This is a genomic window from Vibrio sp. La 4.2.2 (assembly GCF_027586995.1).
Classification (GTDB): Bacteria; Pseudomonadota; Gammaproteobacteria; order Enterobacterales; family Vibrionaceae; genus Vibrio; species Vibrio mediterranei.
The window spans coordinates 595,949-613,945 of sequence record NZ_JAPPTJ010000001.1 but is presented as its reverse complement, the minus strand read 5'-3'; the positions used below and the strand labels follow the sequence as shown (position 1 = coordinate 613,945).

17 protein-coding genes are annotated in these 17,997 nt (G+C 44.1%); 6 read left to right on the top strand and 11 right to left on the bottom strand.

What is annotated here, in order from left to right; translation table 11 throughout:
• The first annotated feature begins 95 nt into the window (after positions 1–95).
• From OH456_RS02765 to OH456_RS02755, 3 genes are read left to right on the top strand one after another with little or no spacing between them, the layout of a single operon-like run.
• Positions 96–509, top strand: a complete 414-nt coding sequence (locus tag OH456_RS02765; RefSeq protein ID WP_270032747.1) for a VOC family protein — start codon at positions 96–98, stop codon at positions 507–509.
• 22 nt (positions 510–531) lie between these two features.
• Complete coding sequence (locus OH456_RS02760; protein WP_270032783.1) at positions 532–1,062, top strand: NADPH-dependent FMN reductase; 531 nt, start codon at positions 532–534, stop codon at positions 1,060–1,062.
• A 29-nt stretch (positions 1,063–1,091) separates the two neighbouring features.
• The gene (locus OH456_RS02755) at positions 1,092–2,489 is read left to right on the top strand and encodes an MATE family efflux transporter (protein WP_270032746.1); all 1,398 of its coding nucleotides are present in this window, start codon (positions 1,092–1,094) and stop codon (positions 2,487–2,489) included.
• A 98-nt stretch (positions 2,490–2,587) separates the two neighbouring features.
• Here the strand turns inward: OH456_RS02755 and OH456_RS02750 are convergent, their stop codons facing one another.
• Complete coding sequence (locus OH456_RS02750) at positions 2,588–3,208, bottom strand: glutathione S-transferase family protein (protein WP_270032745.1); 621 nt, start codon at positions 3,206–3,208, stop codon at positions 2,588–2,590.
• Positions 3,209–3,377: 169 nt separating this feature from the next.
• Between OH456_RS02750 and OH456_RS02745 the strand changes: the two genes are divergently transcribed.
• Positions 3,378–4,169, top strand: a complete 792-nt coding sequence (locus OH456_RS02745; protein WP_270032744.1) for a hypothetical protein — start codon at positions 3,378–3,380, stop codon at positions 4,167–4,169.
• Positions 4,170–4,211: 42 nt separating this feature from the next.
• Here the strand turns inward: OH456_RS02745 and OH456_RS02740 are convergent, their stop codons facing one another.
• From OH456_RS02740 to OH456_RS02730, 3 genes are all read right to left on the bottom strand, one after another.
• Positions 4,212–4,685, bottom strand: coding sequence for a Dps family protein (locus OH456_RS02740; RefSeq protein ID WP_270032743.1), 474 nt, complete (start codon positions 4,683–4,685; stop codon positions 4,212–4,214).
• A 141-nt stretch (positions 4,686–4,826) separates the two neighbouring features.
• Positions 4,827–5,552 (bottom strand): nitroreductase family protein, encoded by a 726-nt coding sequence (locus tag OH456_RS02735; RefSeq protein WP_124941671.1) that lies wholly within the window; start codon positions 5,550–5,552, stop codon positions 4,827–4,829.
• A gap of 42 nt (positions 5,553–5,594) precedes the next feature.
• Positions 5,595–6,662, bottom strand: coding sequence for an acyltransferase (locus OH456_RS02730; RefSeq protein ID WP_270032742.1), 1,068 nt, complete (start codon positions 6,660–6,662; stop codon positions 5,595–5,597).
• Between the two features lie 492 nt (positions 6,663–7,154).
• Here OH456_RS02730 and OH456_RS02725 point away from each other — a divergent pair, with 492 nt between their 5' ends.
• The gene (locus OH456_RS02725; protein WP_164491492.1) at positions 7,155–7,325 is read left to right on the top strand and encodes a hypothetical protein; all 171 of its coding nucleotides are present in this window, start codon (positions 7,155–7,157) and stop codon (positions 7,323–7,325) included.
• 163 nt (positions 7,326–7,488) lie between these two features.
• Here the strand turns inward: OH456_RS02725 and OH456_RS02720 are convergent, their stop codons facing one another.
• Positions 7,489–8,148, bottom strand: a complete 660-nt coding sequence (locus OH456_RS02720) for a pyridoxamine 5'-phosphate oxidase family protein (protein WP_270032741.1) — start codon at positions 8,146–8,148, stop codon at positions 7,489–7,491.
• 91 nt (positions 8,149–8,239) lie between these two features.
• On the opposite strand from OH456_RS02720, the gene pdxR reads away from it, so the two are divergent.
• Positions 8,240–9,697, top strand: a complete 1,458-nt coding sequence (gene pdxR / locus OH456_RS02715; protein WP_124941673.1) for a MocR-like pyridoxine biosynthesis transcription factor PdxR — start codon at positions 8,240–8,242, stop codon at positions 9,695–9,697.
• A 73-nt stretch (positions 9,698–9,770) separates the two neighbouring features.
• On the opposite strand, the gene OH456_RS02710 is transcribed toward pdxR, so the two are convergent.
• The 6 genes from OH456_RS02710 to OH456_RS02685 form a co-directional block, all read right to left on the bottom strand.
• Positions 9,771–11,210 (bottom strand): amino acid permease, encoded by a 1,440-nt coding sequence (locus OH456_RS02710; protein ID WP_088877686.1) that lies wholly within the window; start codon positions 11,208–11,210, stop codon positions 9,771–9,773.
• A gap of 92 nt (positions 11,211–11,302) precedes the next feature.
• Positions 11,303–11,755, bottom strand: a complete 453-nt coding sequence (locus tag OH456_RS02705; protein WP_270032738.1) for a beta-galactosidase subunit beta — start codon at positions 11,753–11,755, stop codon at positions 11,303–11,305.
• Positions 11,756–11,758: 3 nt separating this feature from the next.
• Positions 11,759–14,848, bottom strand: coding sequence for a beta-galactosidase subunit alpha (ebgA, locus tag OH456_RS02700; RefSeq protein ID WP_270032737.1), 3,090 nt, complete (start codon positions 14,846–14,848; stop codon positions 11,759–11,761).
• Between the two features lie 414 nt (positions 14,849–15,262).
• Positions 15,263–16,249 (bottom strand): transcriptional regulator EbgR, encoded by a 987-nt coding sequence (gene ebgR / locus OH456_RS02695; protein ID WP_062461989.1) that lies wholly within the window; start codon positions 16,247–16,249, stop codon positions 15,263–15,265.
• 128 nt (positions 16,250–16,377) lie between these two features.
• Positions 16,378–16,917 (bottom strand): hydrolase, encoded by a 540-nt coding sequence (locus OH456_RS02690; RefSeq protein WP_252039468.1) that lies wholly within the window; start codon positions 16,915–16,917, stop codon positions 16,378–16,380.
• Positions 16,918–17,805 (bottom strand): LysR family transcriptional regulator, encoded by an 888-nt coding sequence (locus OH456_RS02685; protein ID WP_252039469.1) that lies wholly within the window; start codon positions 17,803–17,805, stop codon positions 16,918–16,920.
• Between the last annotated feature and the right edge of the window lie 192 nt (positions 17,806–17,997).

The following is a 17,997-nucleotide window of genomic DNA, read 5'->3' as shown; positions in this document are numbered from 1 at the left end:
GGAAATAATGATTTTACATTTTAGTCATTAATTTCCATATGACTAGCAATTACACTGAATTTAACCATGAACAAGTAGAACAATGGAGTGCCAACATGAAGCAGATTAGCCGAGTGAATCACATAGGAATTCGAGTGAGTGAGTTTGAACAATCGAGAGACTTTTACGCCAAGCTAGGTTTTGAATACATCGCAGGACCAGCAGGACCCGAGCCTGTAGCCATTGTTGAGCATCCAAGTGGTATCAATATTAATTTTATTCTGAATGCGAATTCAGGTGAAAAGAAAAACCAACTTATGGATGTACCCGTTAAACACACAGGTTACACCCATGTGGCAATTGAAGTGTCGAGTGCTGATCAAGTGATGGCCAACTTGGCAGAGCTCAACATCCCCCTTAGTGGTGGTCCAATGACCCATCCAACGGGTTTATCGTTTTTTATCAGAGACCCTGACGACAATGTGATTGAGTTTATTGAATACGTGGGTTTAGACGCATACAAGAATTAGGAGAACAATCATGACAAAAGTAATTAAAGTACTCGCATTTGGTGCCAGCAATAGCCGATCATCCATTAACCAAACTCTAGCCGGTTACGCGGCAAACCTACTTGAGAACGCAGAGGTGAATCTTATCGACCTCAACGATTTTGAAGCCGCAATTTATAGTGAAGATCGTGAAAAACAGTCTGGAATTCCTGAACAAGCGCAGCGCTTTTATCAGTTGATTGGAGATGCTGACGCAGTGATTATCTCCCTTGCCGAGCACAATGGTTCGTATACCGCAGCCTACAAAAACCTGTTTGATTGGAGCTCTCGCATCAACATGCAAGTGTTTCAAAACAAACCTGTGGTGTATTTAGCTACCTCACCTGGCCCAGGTGGAGCGCAAAGCGTGCTAGCTGCAGCCTCTGGATCTGCACCTTATTTTGCCGCGGATGTGAAAGCATCAGTGTCGATTCCTAGTTTCTACGACAATTTTGATGTTGAGCAGCAGAAAATCACCAATGGTGAGCTAGCGGATCAAGTAGCTTCTGCGGTGGCTCAACTGACCGTGAGCTAATCCGACCGATAGGGAATAGGGATAACGCAATGGATGCGAAAATAATTACCTCGCCGGTACGTCCGGCACTGATTTCCATGACCGCTCCCGCCGCATTTGGCATGCTGATGACCTTCATGTTCCAGCTTATCGACACCTATTTTGTCGGGAAGCTCGGTACGCAAGAACTGGCTGCGATGAGCTTCTCTTACCCAGTATACATCTTAGTAGTGTCCTTCTTTATGGGCGCCGCTGCTGGCGTGTCTTCGTCGGTAGCGAAGGTGCTGGGAGAAAAGCAATGGGTAAAAGCTAAGCAGCTGACTACTCTCGCTATCGTTGCTTTCGTCTTTCTAACCGTGCTGCTCTCTATTATCGGTTTGTCGGTTATGGATGCCCTATTCTTTGCGCTAGGTGTGACTGAGGTGATGTTACCTTTGGTCAAGCAGTACATGGAGCCTCTGTTTATCGGCATGTTTGCGCTGGTAGCAGGATTAATTGGTAATGCGGCGCTGATGGCAAAAGGGATCATGATTCGTTCGACATTGGTGATGGGGATTGGTGGGATTGTTAATGTGGTCTTCGACTATGTGCTGATTTTTGGTTTTGGACCTTTTCCTGCCATGGGGTTAGCGGGAGCTGCCTACGCTACGGTTCTTTCTTGGGCTGTCATCTTCCTCTTGATGATGACGATGTTAGTGCGCGAGTCGTTGCTCTCACTCAGCTTCTTTATGGATATTCGACAGGCGATAAAGGATCTTAGAGGCATGTTATACGTTGCCATGCCCGCAATTGCGGCTCAGCTTTTGAACCCAGTCGCGATCGCAGTGATAACCCGCATCGTGTCTGGTTACGGCGAGGATGCGGTCGCGGCTTTTGGTATTGTCACGCGCATAGAATCGCTAATTCTGGTGGGCATTTTGTCATTGAGTGTTGTGATGACGCCTTTCGTGGCTCAGAATTTTGGCGCTAAACATTGGCATAGACTGGATAAAATCGTTGCTCACGCAGGACGACTGACCGTTTATTGGGGGATAGCGGCCTTCACTATTGTGGCGCTATTTCCACAGACGATCATGACGCTGTTTACCCAATCTGATGCGGTTGTGGCGCAAGGAGTTTATTATTTTTGGACTGTCGGCTTAAGTTTCCCTATGTTTGGGCTACTACTCATTACAACCTCTTTTCTCAATGGGGTGCAATCGCCTCGAACGTCGCTAAAACTTACCATAGTGAAGTCGCTCGGTTTGACAATACCGCTTGCTTTGCTTGGGTCATATTGGTCGTTAGAAGGGACTTGGGTAGGATTGTCCATCGCCAATGTAATCGGAGCATGGTATGCATACAAAGTGCTGAATCGTTGGCTTAGTGAGCATGGTTCGACACTGCCAAAGCGAAGCATAGTTAATGATTATAAATCGGATCTGATGTTTTGGTCGTCAGGTAAATAGGGCGAGATACGCATTATGCCGCTCATATCAGTAATGCTGATTGATATGGAGCGGCGTGGTTCGGCGATTATCTCATAATAGGAATGACCAAGCGCCGCTTAATGGTTATGTTGAAGTTCAATTTCGATCGCTTTTTGGTAGTTTGGATTTTTCTCCAGCTGCTCTGAGTAGCGCTGAATGTTGGCGTATTGGCTAATGACGCCTAAATTCGTGACAACATCCACCACGAACGACATCATGATGTCTGCACCAGTCAAACGATCTTCAATCAGATAGCGTTTACCTTCAAGTTGCTGATTCACATAATCCAGTACTTTGCTTTGTTCTATATCTGCATAGCTTGATAGGAAGGCGGTTTCTGCAGGCTCTTTTGCAAGAAACACTTTCAGAAGTAGCGGAAGCATCGCAGAACTTTCTGCAAAGTGTAGCCAAGTCAGATAATCGGCGTAGATAAGGCTTTGACGATCTGGTGCCAATTGGTCTGCGCCAAATCGCTCGATAAGATATTCAGTAATAGCACCGGATTCTGTGATGATTTGGCCGTCTAATTCGATCACTGGAGATTTGCCAAGTGGGTGTACCGACTTCAGCTCGGGTGGTGCAAGAAATGTCACTGAGTCACGCTGATATGGGACGACTTCATAATCGAGACCAAGCTCTTCTAGCAGCCAAATAATTCTTTTGGAACGAGAGTGATTGAGATGGTGAAGCTTGATCATATCGATATCCTTAAAAATATATTGTGTACAATATAATTGTTACCTATTTAATTTGTTAAGGCAATAGAATAATGGCTAACACTGACAATTAATGACCTGTTAATACAGTAAGTCTTCATCACTGTTATTAGAATGAGGACCAAAAATAAGCAACGGTTGAGGAGCAGGGATGAAACGTTGTATAGGCTTACTATTCTTTATCAGTGCATTATCTAGTGCGGGAGAGTTTTCTTCTGTCGAATCGCCTGTTGCTGGATGCCCAGGTGATTTCTTTACCCAGAAAGCCCGAGTCTTTGACGTGGTTACGATTTGTGCCACCTCATCGGTACCCCAAGATAAGCTCAAACATGCCGCCAATGTGACCGCACAATGGCTAGACAACGATCAAAACGGTCAGATTGATGAACCGAATATCATAGAGCCGCTTAGAAGTAATCACGCTACTTTGTTGATGAGCAAATCAGGCTTTAGTGATGATGCATTTGAAAAGCTCGAACCCTACTTTGACCATATGTTAGGGCAAGATTTATCGGCAGATGAAACTGCACCGACGTTTGGGCGAGATGCGTCGCAAGAAGAGATACATCATCTGATAGTCAATGCGGGTTGGCAGCCGTATTTACCAGCGGTATTTAGCGACCAAAAGACAAAACAAAGTGTGCTGTATAAGCAATGGCAGCTAGCCGAGCAAAAGGGACTGTACAGTTATGATGACCCAACGTGTGATGATGCGTGCAAAACCGTCGAGTTCTTTTACTTGGCAACTGCGGCGCATTTAGGGTCTAGTGCTGATTTGCAAAGTGATGAAATGCGAGTAAAAAGTCACAAAGAGTTGAGGCATTTATTGCCAGATTTAGTCTCTTTAATGGAGTCTAGGGACTATCATTATCCGACCCATCTTTGGCCAGATGGTCGATATAGATATTCAGGGAATATCACGCTAACATCGCAGATAGACTGATGACAAAAAAGGCGCTTAAGCGCCTTTTTTGTTGCGGTTGAATTATTGAAGATAGGCATTCAACATCCAGAGTAATTTCTCTTGCTCGCGAATATAGTCACCCATCAATGCTGCAGTACCCTCGTCACTTGCCTCGCCAGCTTGCTCTAGGATTTCGCGCTGTTTATTGATAAGCACAGAGAAACCATTTACTAGGCCAGAGACACACTCTTTACCGCGAAAGGCATTTTGGTGCTCTTCAATTGCACTTAGCTCTAGATAGCGACTAAAGCTATGGTCTGGAGTATGTCCAATAGTCAAAATACGCTCAGCAAGCTCATCGATCTTCGTTTGTAAGTCCGTATAGATTTCCTCGAACTTAGCGTGCAATTCGAAGAACTGTTCACCTTTGATATTCCAATGATAACCACGAGTGTTCATGTACAACACCTGATAGTTAGCGAGTAGCTGATTAAGTTCAATCGCAATTGAGTCAGAAGCTGCTTGGTCTAGACCGATATAATTAGTGTTTGTCATAATACTGTCCTCTTTGAATCAGAGTGGAATCTTGTTTCGTTGAGACCAGTATATGAGCAATAAAAACTTAGGTTAAATCGATTATAAATATTATATTAATAGTTAAATACTATCAATTTTAAGTATGAACCTTTACCCCATTTAGTGACTAAAAATCACCTCTTCGTTGGGAACGCGGTGACGGTCGCCGTAAATACCTTCGTCGGTACGAACACCACAACTGATGATCATGGTAATTTCATCATTGTCACCTAAGCCGAGAAGTTGTTTTGCTCTCACCGAGTCAAAGCCTTCCATCGGGCAAGTGTCATAGCCCTGCTCGCGCATTGACAACATAAAGGTCATAGAGGCAAGAGCTGCACTTTTATGTAAACAGACTCTAACGTCTTCCTTACTGACTTCACGCACCATCGGTTTGTTTCTGCCAAGCCAGAAGCTGTATATTTTGCGCACTACCCCACGGATGCCAAGTGAATCATTGTTATAAACCATTGGGATCAGTTTGTCGTAATACTTAAATGCTCGCTTTGAGGTCTCATCTTCGCGGCCGTTAAAGTTGCTGCGAACAATGTCAGCATTCATCTTGGCGCGCTGCTTCCATTTGTTTGGTGTCACCGTCACCACAACCAATTCGTTTGCGGTTTTAGCGGCATTTTGCCCCATGCAGATTTCACTCAATGCAGCACGTTTGTCTTCGCTGATCACACGGTGGAAGGCCCACATCTGCATGTTGCTACTGTTCGGGCTTAGCGTGGCGTGTTCAAGGGCCTTTTTAACGGCATCGTGGTCAAAGGTCGCGCTCTGGTCGTATTTACGAACAGAGCGACGAGTATTAAGAAGAAGTTCTAGATGAGATGGGTGGCTCATTGCAGTGTCCAATCATTGAAATTGGACACTTTCTAACAGGTCTTATCGAGGTTCACAAGAGCTTGGCGTAATTGGTTTAGGCAAACCTCTTAGCTTTTTAAATGCAAGTGGTGTTTTTTCTAACAAGATAACTAACAGGTACGAGCCAAATAGCGTTCCAAAGAACACAATGAGATCACGTGTCCACTGGGTTGCGCCCAACATTCCCGCAATATTATTCATGTAGATAGTGACGAGCAGGTGTACAACATAAATAGGAAGTACCCACTTCGCTAGGTCATGCCAGACTTTATGGTTCCCCAAGTTTGGATGATTCAGAAGCCAGAAGAAAATGCCAGTCGACCAAAAAACAGTGCCAAGTAGGAAGTCATTCATGTTGAACACTTGCCCAAGAGAGTTGAGATAAAACGCTTCAAAGAAGTGCAGCAACATGCCAAACAACGCAAGCACCACCGCTTGTGTCGAGGTTATTGACCACTCTCTACGTCTTACTTCAAATCCTATTGCGACCATCAAAAAGCTAAAAAATGGCCCATTTCGACTAAAGATCGGTGTTTCGATTTCGGTAATGTTCAAGTAACTGCCCGCCATTAAGCCATGAACGTAGAAGATGGCGGCGAATGGCAGTAGAAGTGATCGGCACTTATTGTCTACAAACCATGCAATCATTAAAACCGCTAACGCAAGCGATGGAATAAACCACAAGTGTACTAATCCGCCTTCAAACAGTGAGTTGAGCGGACTTTGTAGCAAGTAGTTCCAATAACCTTGACGCTCAGCTAAATAACCATGTTCGGCCACTACGGCTAAATTGAAAGGCAATACTAAATAAATCGCGCTCCAAATCACCCAAATGAGCATCAAAGGCAAAGTGTAAGCCTTGGTGGTTTGATATGGCTTTTCGTTTAGCTTGGGATAGATAAGATATCCAGCAATAAGGAAAAACAACGGAACGGCAAATCGAGCAAGTTGATTGGTGATGTAGTTAAGCCAAGGCTCACCGTTAATAAACCCGTAATCCATAAAGAGCTGACAATGGATGAAAATGACGGCGATCAGAGCGATGACTCTAGCGAATTCGAAGCTGGCAATTTTCTGCTTTGATGACATAAATGGAGGTAACAATCTCTTAGTAATACTTCGAAGCAAACAGTACCATCTAGCCCATTTTTAGCAGTGTTCAAAGTCAATAATTGCGTCTCTGACCTGATGTGAATTGCAACAATTTGTTGTATATCGCAGTTTTGACTAATCAGATGTTGACTATTCTTACACGTTTCTCGTGCTACATATCAGAATACTTGATAGGACCTATTTTGTCCTGTGCTGTCCGATTCACTAAAGTAACCTTACTGAAGCACTTCAATGCTTTGGTACCTTAAGCTTGTAATTAACTTGAATCACTGATTTAAGTCTTGATTGACACATGGTGTAGACGCACTTTTCCAATCTCAACGGTTCCCAATTAGGAACCGTTTTTTTCTCTCATTTTTTCGCACGTAAAGTTAAGTTTATCTGAACGATATTTAGATATTACTTGATATATTGAACGCTTATCTCTGAGTAGTATGCACCTGTGTAATGTGATGAGCAGGAGTGGCTATGTGTGAGTTAGACGAAGGCTATGATGACCTCAATTTTGAATTAAATGAGAGTGAGGTTGAGTTTCTTGGTTGGAATGACAAAGAATGGTTAATAGAGTTATTGGTGTTTTTACTGATTTTAGTCGGTGCCGTTGCGATTGTTACCTATCGAGTGTGTTTCGATGGTTAAAGATCTTCAAGAGGCGAAAGCAATACGCAGACGGCCCCTCTGCTGGAGTTTCTATTTCATCGGTTTATTAGCGGTTGCGATGGGAGTGCTAATCGGAGTGATGGCCACTTATTAGTATTGGAAGCGACCATTTATTGACGGCTTAACAACAACTGTTAATAGCCTACTGATCGTGCCAACGATTCTTGTATGCACTCGAATAATCAGGTGTTTCGATACTAGGATGGAGATCATCGCAAGGCTCAAGCGGTCCTATAACGGTGCGGTAGGGTAGAATGCCTGCCCACGCTTTTAGATCGAGATCCTCTTTGTCGTCATTGACTCCATGACGGCCAATTTTCACCGAAGCTTCGTTGAGCTCAATAGCAAGCACGTCCGTTGCGGTGAGCTCTTTATCGTTGCTGAGGCGAACTTCTTCAGTTCTACCTGGTGCAATATGCTCAACAAAGTGGTTTAACACTCGGTCTTTCTCTTTATTTTCTTCAATGTTTTCAAATTGGCCAAAGACGATTGCACTTCGATAGTGTGCACTATGATGGAAAGCGGAGCGGGCCAATACCCAGCCATCAAACAGGGTAAACGTTAAGCAGGTTTTTTGTCCCGCTTTGAGCGTACGAAGCAAACGACTGTTCTTGGCGCCGTGTATATAGACTTTATTGTCCAATCGCCATGCCAGCATAGGAATCACGATAGGACCGTTGTCATCATTGATGGCGACGTGGGCAATTAATGACTCATCAATAATGTCATAGAGTGCTTGTGGGTCGAAGACAGCTTTATGGCTGCTTTTCTTAATCTGTGTTCTTGTCGTGTTTGAAAGCACTGGCGTTCTCCATTCGATTGCAGTTAACGCCAAAGTAAATAATATTTGGTACTCTAGTTAGGTCCAAATAGATAAAAATGGTGGATCCAGTTTGAATGTTATTGATATCAGCGACATCTCATTGGCAAAATCCGGTGTCACGCTTCAGCACAATCTCTTTAGCCAAATACGCTCAAGGATCCTCAATGGACGTTGGGTATCGGGCGCCAAATTACCGTCCACTCGTACGATGGCGAACCAACTTAAGGTCAGTCGCAATACCATTATTCAAACCTATGAGCAGTTAGTAGCGGAAGGTTATCTAGTATCGAAGCCGCACAGTGGCTTTTTTGTTTCTTTAAGCCTGCCCGACCAATATCTCAACGCGCCCGAAGGCAAGACTGAAATTGCGTTGGGCGTTGATAACACGCCTAAAAGTGGTTTATTTTCACCTGGTGTCGCTGAATTAGCGCTGTTTCCTACAGCCCAATGGAACCGCTTATTACAACGTCATAGCACCCGAACCTCTCTATTGGGAAACCAAGATCTACAAGGGTATCTACCACTTCGTGAAGCGTTGCATCGTTATTTAATCAGCAGTCGCTCTGTTGTGTGTAATCCAAACCAAATCATTATTACCTCTGGAGCTCAGCAATCTATAGCTATCGCTTTGCTGGCAATCAATAGCTTGGGAAACAACGACAAGTTGTTGGTTGAATTCCCCGGTTATCGTCAGGTCGTCAAGGTGCTCGATACCTTCAATATGGAATATGGATTTGTCGACGTGACAGCTGAGCATGGATTGAATACCGAACATATCATCAACCAAAAAGCACTAGGTGTTTACTTAACGCCAAGCAATCAATATCCAATGGGTAGCTCTATTCAGACGGAGCAACGTTTGCAGTTAATCAGCTGGGCTCAAGAAAACCAAAGTTGGATTATTGAGGATGACTATGACAGTGAGTTCCAATTTGATAGTCGTCCGCTACGAAGTATGCAAGGGTTGGCTGCAGAGAGTGGTAATGCTAACCATATGGTGTATATCGGCTCAATGAGTAAGGTAATGTTTAATGCATTACGAATAGGCTATATGGTGGTTCCGGAAGGTTTAGTTAAAGTCTGTCTAGAAATAAAAGACGCGCTTTCCGGTGACACACCATCGCACACACAAGCCGCGTTAGCTGAGTTCATTGATGAAGGTATGTTGGTTCGCCATATACGCAAAATGCGCCGTCGATATGAGCAAAAATACCACCTGATGAAGCAATGCATTACTGAGCGTTTTGGAAGTGAGTGGCAAGTTGTCTCCCAAGGAGCTGGGCTGCACATTACTGTTCAGTGGCAAAGTGACGTCGATGAGCATCAATTTTCCGATCTCGCCCTATCTCATAATATCGTGGTGCGACCGATGAATTATTATGAACCTATCAACCACAAGCGTCTCTGCGGTTCGGTTGTGTTAGGTTATGGAAATGCGCCGTTAGAGTCGATACCAGAGAGTATTGAAAAATTGTCAGTGCTTTATTTTGAGCTAAAGAACGACAATGCTGTCGACTCCGCGGAATAAATCTATAGTTCACGGATACTCAAAAGGCACAAGTAACCAACTCGTGCCTTTTCATTATTGTGCGGTAGCCAAATTAAGACTGAGTAATCGGCTTACTTTCCAGCTGCTCCTCGAGGCGAGATTTATCAGCTTGCTTCTTTTCAAAGCGGGAAATCCACCACCAAGCAAGACCAGAGAAAACAGCAGTCATAAAGACGTTGATAAAGAACGCTCTGACTAAATCCACTCCAGTTGGGAAGGCCGACGCTGTCATACTAATCACGAAGATAGCAATCAGTACTGAAACCACGCCCATTCCGAATTTTCGAGAGCCCATGCGGAAGTCGCGTGGCGTGTCGTCATGTTTGAGGCGGAATACGAAGTAAGCGACCATGATAAAGATTGGTGGCAGCATCGCGGTACCTGCGGTGAGGTTGATCGCGGTGTTCATCATGTCTTGTACTGATTCTGAACCAAAACCGTTGATAACCAACATCACGAAGACAAAGGCAAATTGCCACCAAGCTGCACGCACAGGAACGCCGTGTTCGTTGAGTTCTGTGGTTTTCTCGCCGTAGACTCCTTTTGGAATTTCCGAGAAGTGGATTTTTACTGGTGCCGCGGTCCACATCATCATTGAGCCGAACATAGCGATAAAGAGAACAATACCAACGAAACGACCGACCAAAGTTTCTGAGATGTTGAAGTACTGTGCCATTCCTCTAAAGATTTCTACCATCCCGCCAGCGTAGGTCAGGTTTTCGCGGGCGACAAAAACGTTAACTAACAATGAGCCTACAGCGTACATGCCACCAATCACAACACCTGCGGCGATGATGACCTTGATAAAGGATTTGTGACCACCTTTGACATCGTTAAGGTACGCCGCTGCGGTTTCTGCCCCGCCTGCTGCTTGGAAAATCCAACACATAATGCCCAGTGTTGCCCAGTTTACGGTTGGTGTCATGGCTTGCAGTGTAATTGGCTCAGCAGGCGTGTGGTCACCACTCAGCGCCATCAATGCACCGAGAACGTAAACTGCAAATAACGCAAACACACCATAAGCAACGATTTCAGCGATTTTACCCAGCCAGCTCGCGCCTTTTGTTGAGATGTGAGTAGCGGCCGCAAACAGTGCGATAGAAATAATAGAGGTGACTAGTGGCGAGAAAGTGTACTCGTAACCCAACATCGCGTAAGACGCGTAAGCAATAACATTAGGAAGCAGGGATACAAACCAAAATAGGTTCACAAACCAGTAAAGGAAAGAACCTAAATAGGCAGATTTGGTGCCTAGTGGCTTTTTGAGCCAATCGTACATGCCGGATTCAGAGTTTTTGTTTGCAGATACAAACTCAGCGATGATAAATACGAAAGGGATGAAGTAAACGACTGTCGCTAATAGGAAAATAGGAGCTGAGCTTAGGCCCAACTCAATGTTGTTGTTTACAATGTTGCGAACGTTGAAAACCGCCGCAAATGTCATGGACAACAGGGCAAACTTGCCTATTGTGCCGCGCATAGATTCAGACATAGTGTCCTCCAATGAATCACGTCTATTGTACTCTCATTCTTGAAGAGCAGTTATTTGAGGGGGCCAGATACTTGTGTCTGGCCCGAATAGTGTTATTTGTTTAAGAAGTAGCCATCTTCGATGGTGACTTTAAGCACGACCTTGCGAGCAGGCTCGTTACTGACAAATCGATGCGCTTCGCTATTGTCGAAAATCACTACCTGTCCTTGATGGACTTCACGTCGCTCACCTTGTCCAGAGAAAAACTCTCGGTCAGTTTCGTCTTGATATCGCTGCTCAAGTGTCAGGTCGGCTTTGCTTGCAAACTCAATAACCTCATGACCTGCCAAGTAGTAGTGCACATCAAAGTAACGACGGTTGCCCTCGAAGAGTCCAGTCCGTTTGCTCTCATTGGTTTCAATCATATAAACCAGAGAATCCCCGATAGAGTGCATTACGCCATCTTTGATATTTCCAATATTTTCAATGGCTTCTATGCAACGATTCCACTTCCGGCCATCACGATAGACCGACTTAAATTGTTCTAAGCTCTCTAAGATGATCATGGGTTATGCCTCGTTTGTGGTTGTGCGGGTAAAAAACTGGTTACTGAAGTCATAGTTGGCCAACGTATTGGCGTTACAGTCTCCGGACTGCATTGGAAGTAACGTTAAACCGTAGCGGAAGGTATCCATGTAGACACGGTAAGAGTCGAGAACTTCACTTCCCCACGAGTTAGAGCCTAAGCCCATGAGCTTGTGATCAAGGTTTAGTGTGATGTGACCGCTTGGTTTAAGCTCGTTGGTGTGCTGGGCTTGGTGCAGGTTTTCATTGCTGTAGAACCAAGCGCTTAGGTTGAGCTCTTGTTGTGGCTTAATAAACAAGCCATTGCCGTTACGGTTGGTCAGAGCTGCCCAGCGCACGTGCTGACGATTGCCGTTGTTTTGCGGGAATGGATAGTTTTCGAACATATCCGCGACCGTGCTTTGATACACGTCGATAATATTGGCTTGTTGGCTGTCGAGGTAATTCTCTTCTGGGCCTCGGCCATAGTATTTCACTTGGTCGAACTGTTGATTGATACCTAGTTCAAAACCAATAACAGGAATCACATGTGGATAGTCACCATAACGCTTACCTTGAAGCTCAATGTTGAGCTGACCTTGAGGTGAAATCTGATAACGATATTCGGTTCGCATGCCAAAATCGAACACAGGCGGTGCAATAATGCTGGTGGTGCGAACTTCAATGCGCCCGTCGATCTGCTCTACTTCAATGGTTCGGAAATGCTCTTGCATGATTGGTAAGTGAGCAGGCTCCCATAGACCTTCGTGTTCTTGTTTATGGTTATCGATCATCGGTTTGAAGAAATTGAGCTTAGGCTCTGATTCGATAAACTGTTTCCCGTTTACTACCCACGAAGAGAGCTTGCCGTTGACTTTCGAGAAAGTCATTGTGAAGTTGTGACCAGAAATTAGGTACGCTAATCGGCTCTCCTCTAGCGAAAGAGGTGTGGTATTTGTACAAACAAACTCGGTTTCTTGTGCGGTATTTTCTTTGATTTGATATTGGTAAACGGCAATATCATGATTTGCTTGGCTATATAAAGTGCGGCTATCTTTACGCACGGTGAAGTTGATAAATGTTTCACGGTCATCGAGTTGAGGAAGACTAATTTCGATTTGACGCTCGCTATTTACGCTAAGATCCGCAACCTTAAATTGAACACTGCGAAGCGTTTCACCTTCTGCACGAATATCAGCGGTGATGGTGTAGTCGTCTAGGTTGGTAAACCAAAGTTTATTGCTAACGATGAAGGTACCTAGGTGTGCATCTACCTCGGTAATTTTCACTGGAGCGATGACTTGTTTGTATTCTTTCAACCCCGGTCCAGGTGTTTGGTCTGAGTAAACCAATCCGTCCATACAGAAATTGTAATTGTTTGGGTAATCACCAAAGTCCCCACCATACTTATAGAAACTTTGTCCCTTTTCATCGGTGGCGAGAATGCCGTGATCACACCATTCCCAAACGAAATGTCCTTGAATATGATCGTGAGCGTAGAACACATTTTGATACTCGGTCAGACCACCAGGGCCGTTGCCCATTGCGTGAGCGTATTCGCAGATGATGCGCGGCTTTTCGTGGGGGTGTTCGCCAAAGTAGTTCATCAATTGAGCGCGAGAGTACATGGTTGAGATAACGTCAACGACTTCGGCGTCACGGTCTTCTTCATAGTGAACAAGACGCGTGTCATCAATGGCTTTAGTAGCGTTGTACATCGCTTTGATGTTACATCCATAGCCAGATTCATTGCCTAAAGACCACATGATGATGGAAGGGTGGTTCTTTTGTGCGTGAACATGACGTTCAGCACGGTCTACGAAGACGGCTTCCCATGCAGGATCGTTGGTGATGCGGCTAAGATCGCCAACATTGGCGAATCCATGGGTTTCCACATCAGTCTCTGCCATAACGAACAAACCATAGATGTCGCAGAGTTCGTAGAATCGCGGGTCATTAGGATAGTGAGCAGTTCGCACGGAGTTGATGTTGTGCTGCTTCATTAAGATGATGTCTTTTTCAACACGATCCATGCCTACTGCACGGCCTTTTAAATGATCGTTATCGTGTCGGTTAACGCCATGCAGCATGACGTATTGGTTGTTAACGTAGAACAGGCCATTTTTAACTTTGATATCTCGAAAGCCAACTCGTTGTGGAATGACTTCTATGGTCTCACCTTGGTTGTTCTTCAAAGTGATAAAAAGTTGATAAAGGTAAGGGTTCTCAGCTGTCCAATGAGTAGGTTCATCGACATTAATAATGAAGTTAGTTGTGGTAGCACCTTGTACTGATATGTGGTCAATGGTTCCAGCGGCAATACTCAGTTGATTATCCTTTAGCTCATAATCAACTGAAACAGCATCGCTACGCGCAGACGAAAGGTTTTCTAGCATCAGTTCACACGACAATGTCGCTTGCGAATAGTCAGCGCTGAAGTCAGTACGAATAGAGACATCCTGCACATGCAGTGGTTCTTTCCCTACTAAGTAGACATCACGGAAGATCCCACCGGTCCACCACATATCTTGGTCTTCAATGTAAGTCGAATCAGCCCATTGCATGACTCGAACGCTTAGCAGGTTGTCACCAACTTGAGCAACGGATGAAATGTCGAATTCTGCGGTGAGTCGACTGCCTTTACTAAAACCAACATAGTTGCCATTAACGTAAACTTCGAAGTAGGTCTCTACGCCATCGAATTTGAGGATGGTTTGTTTGTCTTGCCAGTTGTCGCCGAGAGTGAAAGTACGTTGGTATGCACCTGTTGGGTTATCAGTGGGTACAAAAGGTACGTCAATTGGAAACGGGAAGCCTTCGTCAGTGTATTGAAGGTCACCGTGTCCTTCCATTTGCCACATGTTAGGTACGGTGATCTGTCCCCATTGTGTCATTGGTTGAGAGTAAAACTCGTCGGGAACAAGAATAGGGTTATGAAAAAGTTGAAACTGCCACTGACCGCTAAGCAGCATAAAGTGACTACTAAGCTCTCGCTGAAATGTTCGAGCGGCGTTAACTGAGGGATATGAGAAGAAATACGCGCGTGGAGCCATGCGATTCTCATGAAGATGAAGAAAGTTTTCCCAGTTGTTCACGTTAAATCTCCCTCGACAGGTAAACCGTGTCGATGCTGTGTTAAAAATGCCCGTTTAGGATATGAGGTAATTTTAGTAAAAGTTTTACTAAAATATATTGAATTTTGTTTTTTACTTTAACTTGATCACGATTTAAGCGTTCAAGAGAGTTAAAGTTGTGATCGGGTTTAAATAAACGGAGTGAATGATAGGGGTGGGCTTAACTTGATATAAGTAGTAGGTCTTTAGGTAGAAATAATGAATTTAATTGTTTAAATACAATTAATTATAGCTTTTTCGTGGTGTTTGATGATTTTACGAAGAGGGGGAATGGTGAGCCAACTTTAAATAAAGTTGGCTAATCGATGTCAATGAGTCGAACTAAGATGGAATGTAGAATAGATAGATAAGTTTTACTAAAAAATACGAAAATGCCTATTCTTTTGTTGTGCCTCGTAGTTTTAGTTTACTGGGTACATAGACTTTCAATGGCAGTGCACGTCCATCTCTTGCTTTTTCCATCAACAGGTTAACACCTTGAATACCCATCATCTCAGAGTGAATCCTGACGGTAGAAAGTGAAGGAAAGGTGAACTTTGCTGTAGGAATATCGTTGACGCTGATAAGAGATATGTCTTCTGGTATCTTGAGGCCGTGTTCATGAATTGCGCGCAATACACCAATAGCAATAGAATCTGAAGCGATAAACAGTGCTCGAGGGAAGTTATTGTTGGAAAACATCTTTTTCGCAGATTCGTAGCCTGATTGACTCGTAAACTCTCCACGGTAAATATCATCAAGCGATACCACGCCTTTTAAGCTGCCATATTCTACAAATGCCATCTCTCGGATGTCAGAACTATTAGGTGTATCTTGACCACCGATAAAGCCGATCCGATTGAACCCTTGATTGATAAAAAAGTCTATGATTTCTTTGCTAATTTTAGTGAGGTCGATATCAACCGAGTCGTACTTTGAGTTTGGGTCAGAGAAATCAATGAAGCAGATATTGTCTGTGATGCTTTCAGCTTCGGAGCGAACCGTCTCAGGGCAACGTCCAACAAACAGTATTCCGGTGATTTTAGCATCTGAATGAGCTAACTCTCCTTCGTAGCAATTAACCAGTTTTATGCCCAGCTTTTCACACTGTGTTTCTATACCATGACGAATGGATAAGTAGTAAGGGTCGTTAACTTCCGCTTCCTGCTTATAATTATAAATGGCCATGAAATGGTGGCTATGCTTCTTAGGCTGGATCGATTTCTTCGAACTGCTGGTCTTATATTCTAAGGCTTCTGCGATCTCTAAAATTCGCAGCTTAGTTTGTTCTTTTACACTCAAACTAGGGTCATCATTCAGTACGCGAGATACTGTCGCTAATGAAACACCTGCTTCATTAGCGATGTCTTTTAATGTTGCCATTCAATCACACCCTTCGGCATCATACCGAAAAAACTAATCCTATCTATTGGGTTCTATTGTAAACAATCTTCATCAGTAAATACTAAAGTTTTAGTAAAAACAGCGTTAATCGTTTAAATTAGCAGCGATTACTTAATTAGTTTTAGCAATTGCTTAAACTGATCGCCTCGGGCGACTTTTTGTAGTTCAAAGAGTGCCATTTCAGTGGAAGTTAACACGGCCCCTTGTTTTGACAGGCGTTGGATTGCGAGCTCTTTGTTTTCTGGTGCACGCGAAGAAATAGCGTCGACAACAAGGTGAACTTCATATCCTTGGTCCATCAAATCGCAAGCAGTTTGATGGACACAAATATGTGCTTCAATACCGACCAATAGTATTTGTTTTCTATTGTTACGTTGGAGCGTCTCTTGAACAGCTATCTCACCCCAGGCGCTGAACACATCTTTTGCAATGGGGGATAGGTGGGGAAGTTCATGGTGAATTTCATCGATAGTATGACCTAATTTATCTGGGATTTGCTCTACCCAAACAATGGGTAATTCCATGAGTTGTGCAGCCTTGGTCAACGTATTTAGGTTGGCGAACAAGTGCTCTTTATCGTGCATGATTTGGGCAAGCTTGCCTTGTACATCAATGATCATTAATTGGGTGTTGTCTTGCTCTAGCATTTAACGCTCCTGTTCTAATACTTGTTCTATAAACCACGTTCCAACTGTGCCGAGTCCACTGCGCCACGACAGCTCCACTGGCCACACCATAGAACTATCATAATGTCCTACATTTAACTTGGTTACTAGACCATGGTCGATAAATGGTTGAGCCAGTTTGATTGGGTAAGCGGCAAAACCAGCACCATAAAGCAGCATGTCTTGCAGTTGATCAGGGGCTTCGTAACGAATGAGGCGAGGGCTGAAACGCAGCGATTCCAGTAGTTCGCCAGTCGCAACTTTACCTTCTAAGGATAGTAACTGGGGATAGTGTTCTAGATCTTCTGGTGTAATCTCACCTTTGAGCTTTGCCAACGGATGATTAGGTGAGGTTATGAAGCACCATTCGATATTATCTATGATTTGTGCATTTGAGCCTCGTTGGGGGCATAACCCACCAGGAGCAATCATGATGTCAGCGCCTAAGCTCTCATCATTGGTTGATAGTTGGTGCTTTTCTGCATCAACTAAAATCAACTCCAGTTCTGGAAACTGCAGGGTTAATGAAGACATTAGTTCGGTAAACCTTGGGTATAAGGTCATACTGTGAGTAGCAATCGTCAGCGAGGGCTCTTCACCACTTTGCAGCGCACGTGCTTTTCGTTCTATAGCTTGCAAGCGGGGAACAATTTCAAGCGCTTGGAAGTACAGCGCTTTTCCTTCAGGTGTCAGTGAGGGAGACTTTCCGGCAACACGTTCAAATAGACGAATGCCAATATCAATTTCCATCGATTGTACCGCTTGATTCACAGCGGATGCACTGACATTGAGTTTTCTGGCCGCCGCAGAAAATGAACCCGTCTCGGCAATACAAACCAGATATTGAAGTCGCTCGGTATTAAGTAGCATACTGATCTCCGAGAAAAGAAGGTGTTTCTACTGTGCTTGAATTTTGTAGAGAGGTAAAGCATGAAGGGACACTTTGTTCATTGGAAGGGTATTATTCGAGGCTGTTTCTTTATATTTCCTAGGTTTTACATTGTAAATTTGCAGCGCTAGCTAGATGTCAACTAGCGCTGCTGATGCTAACGATAACGGAAC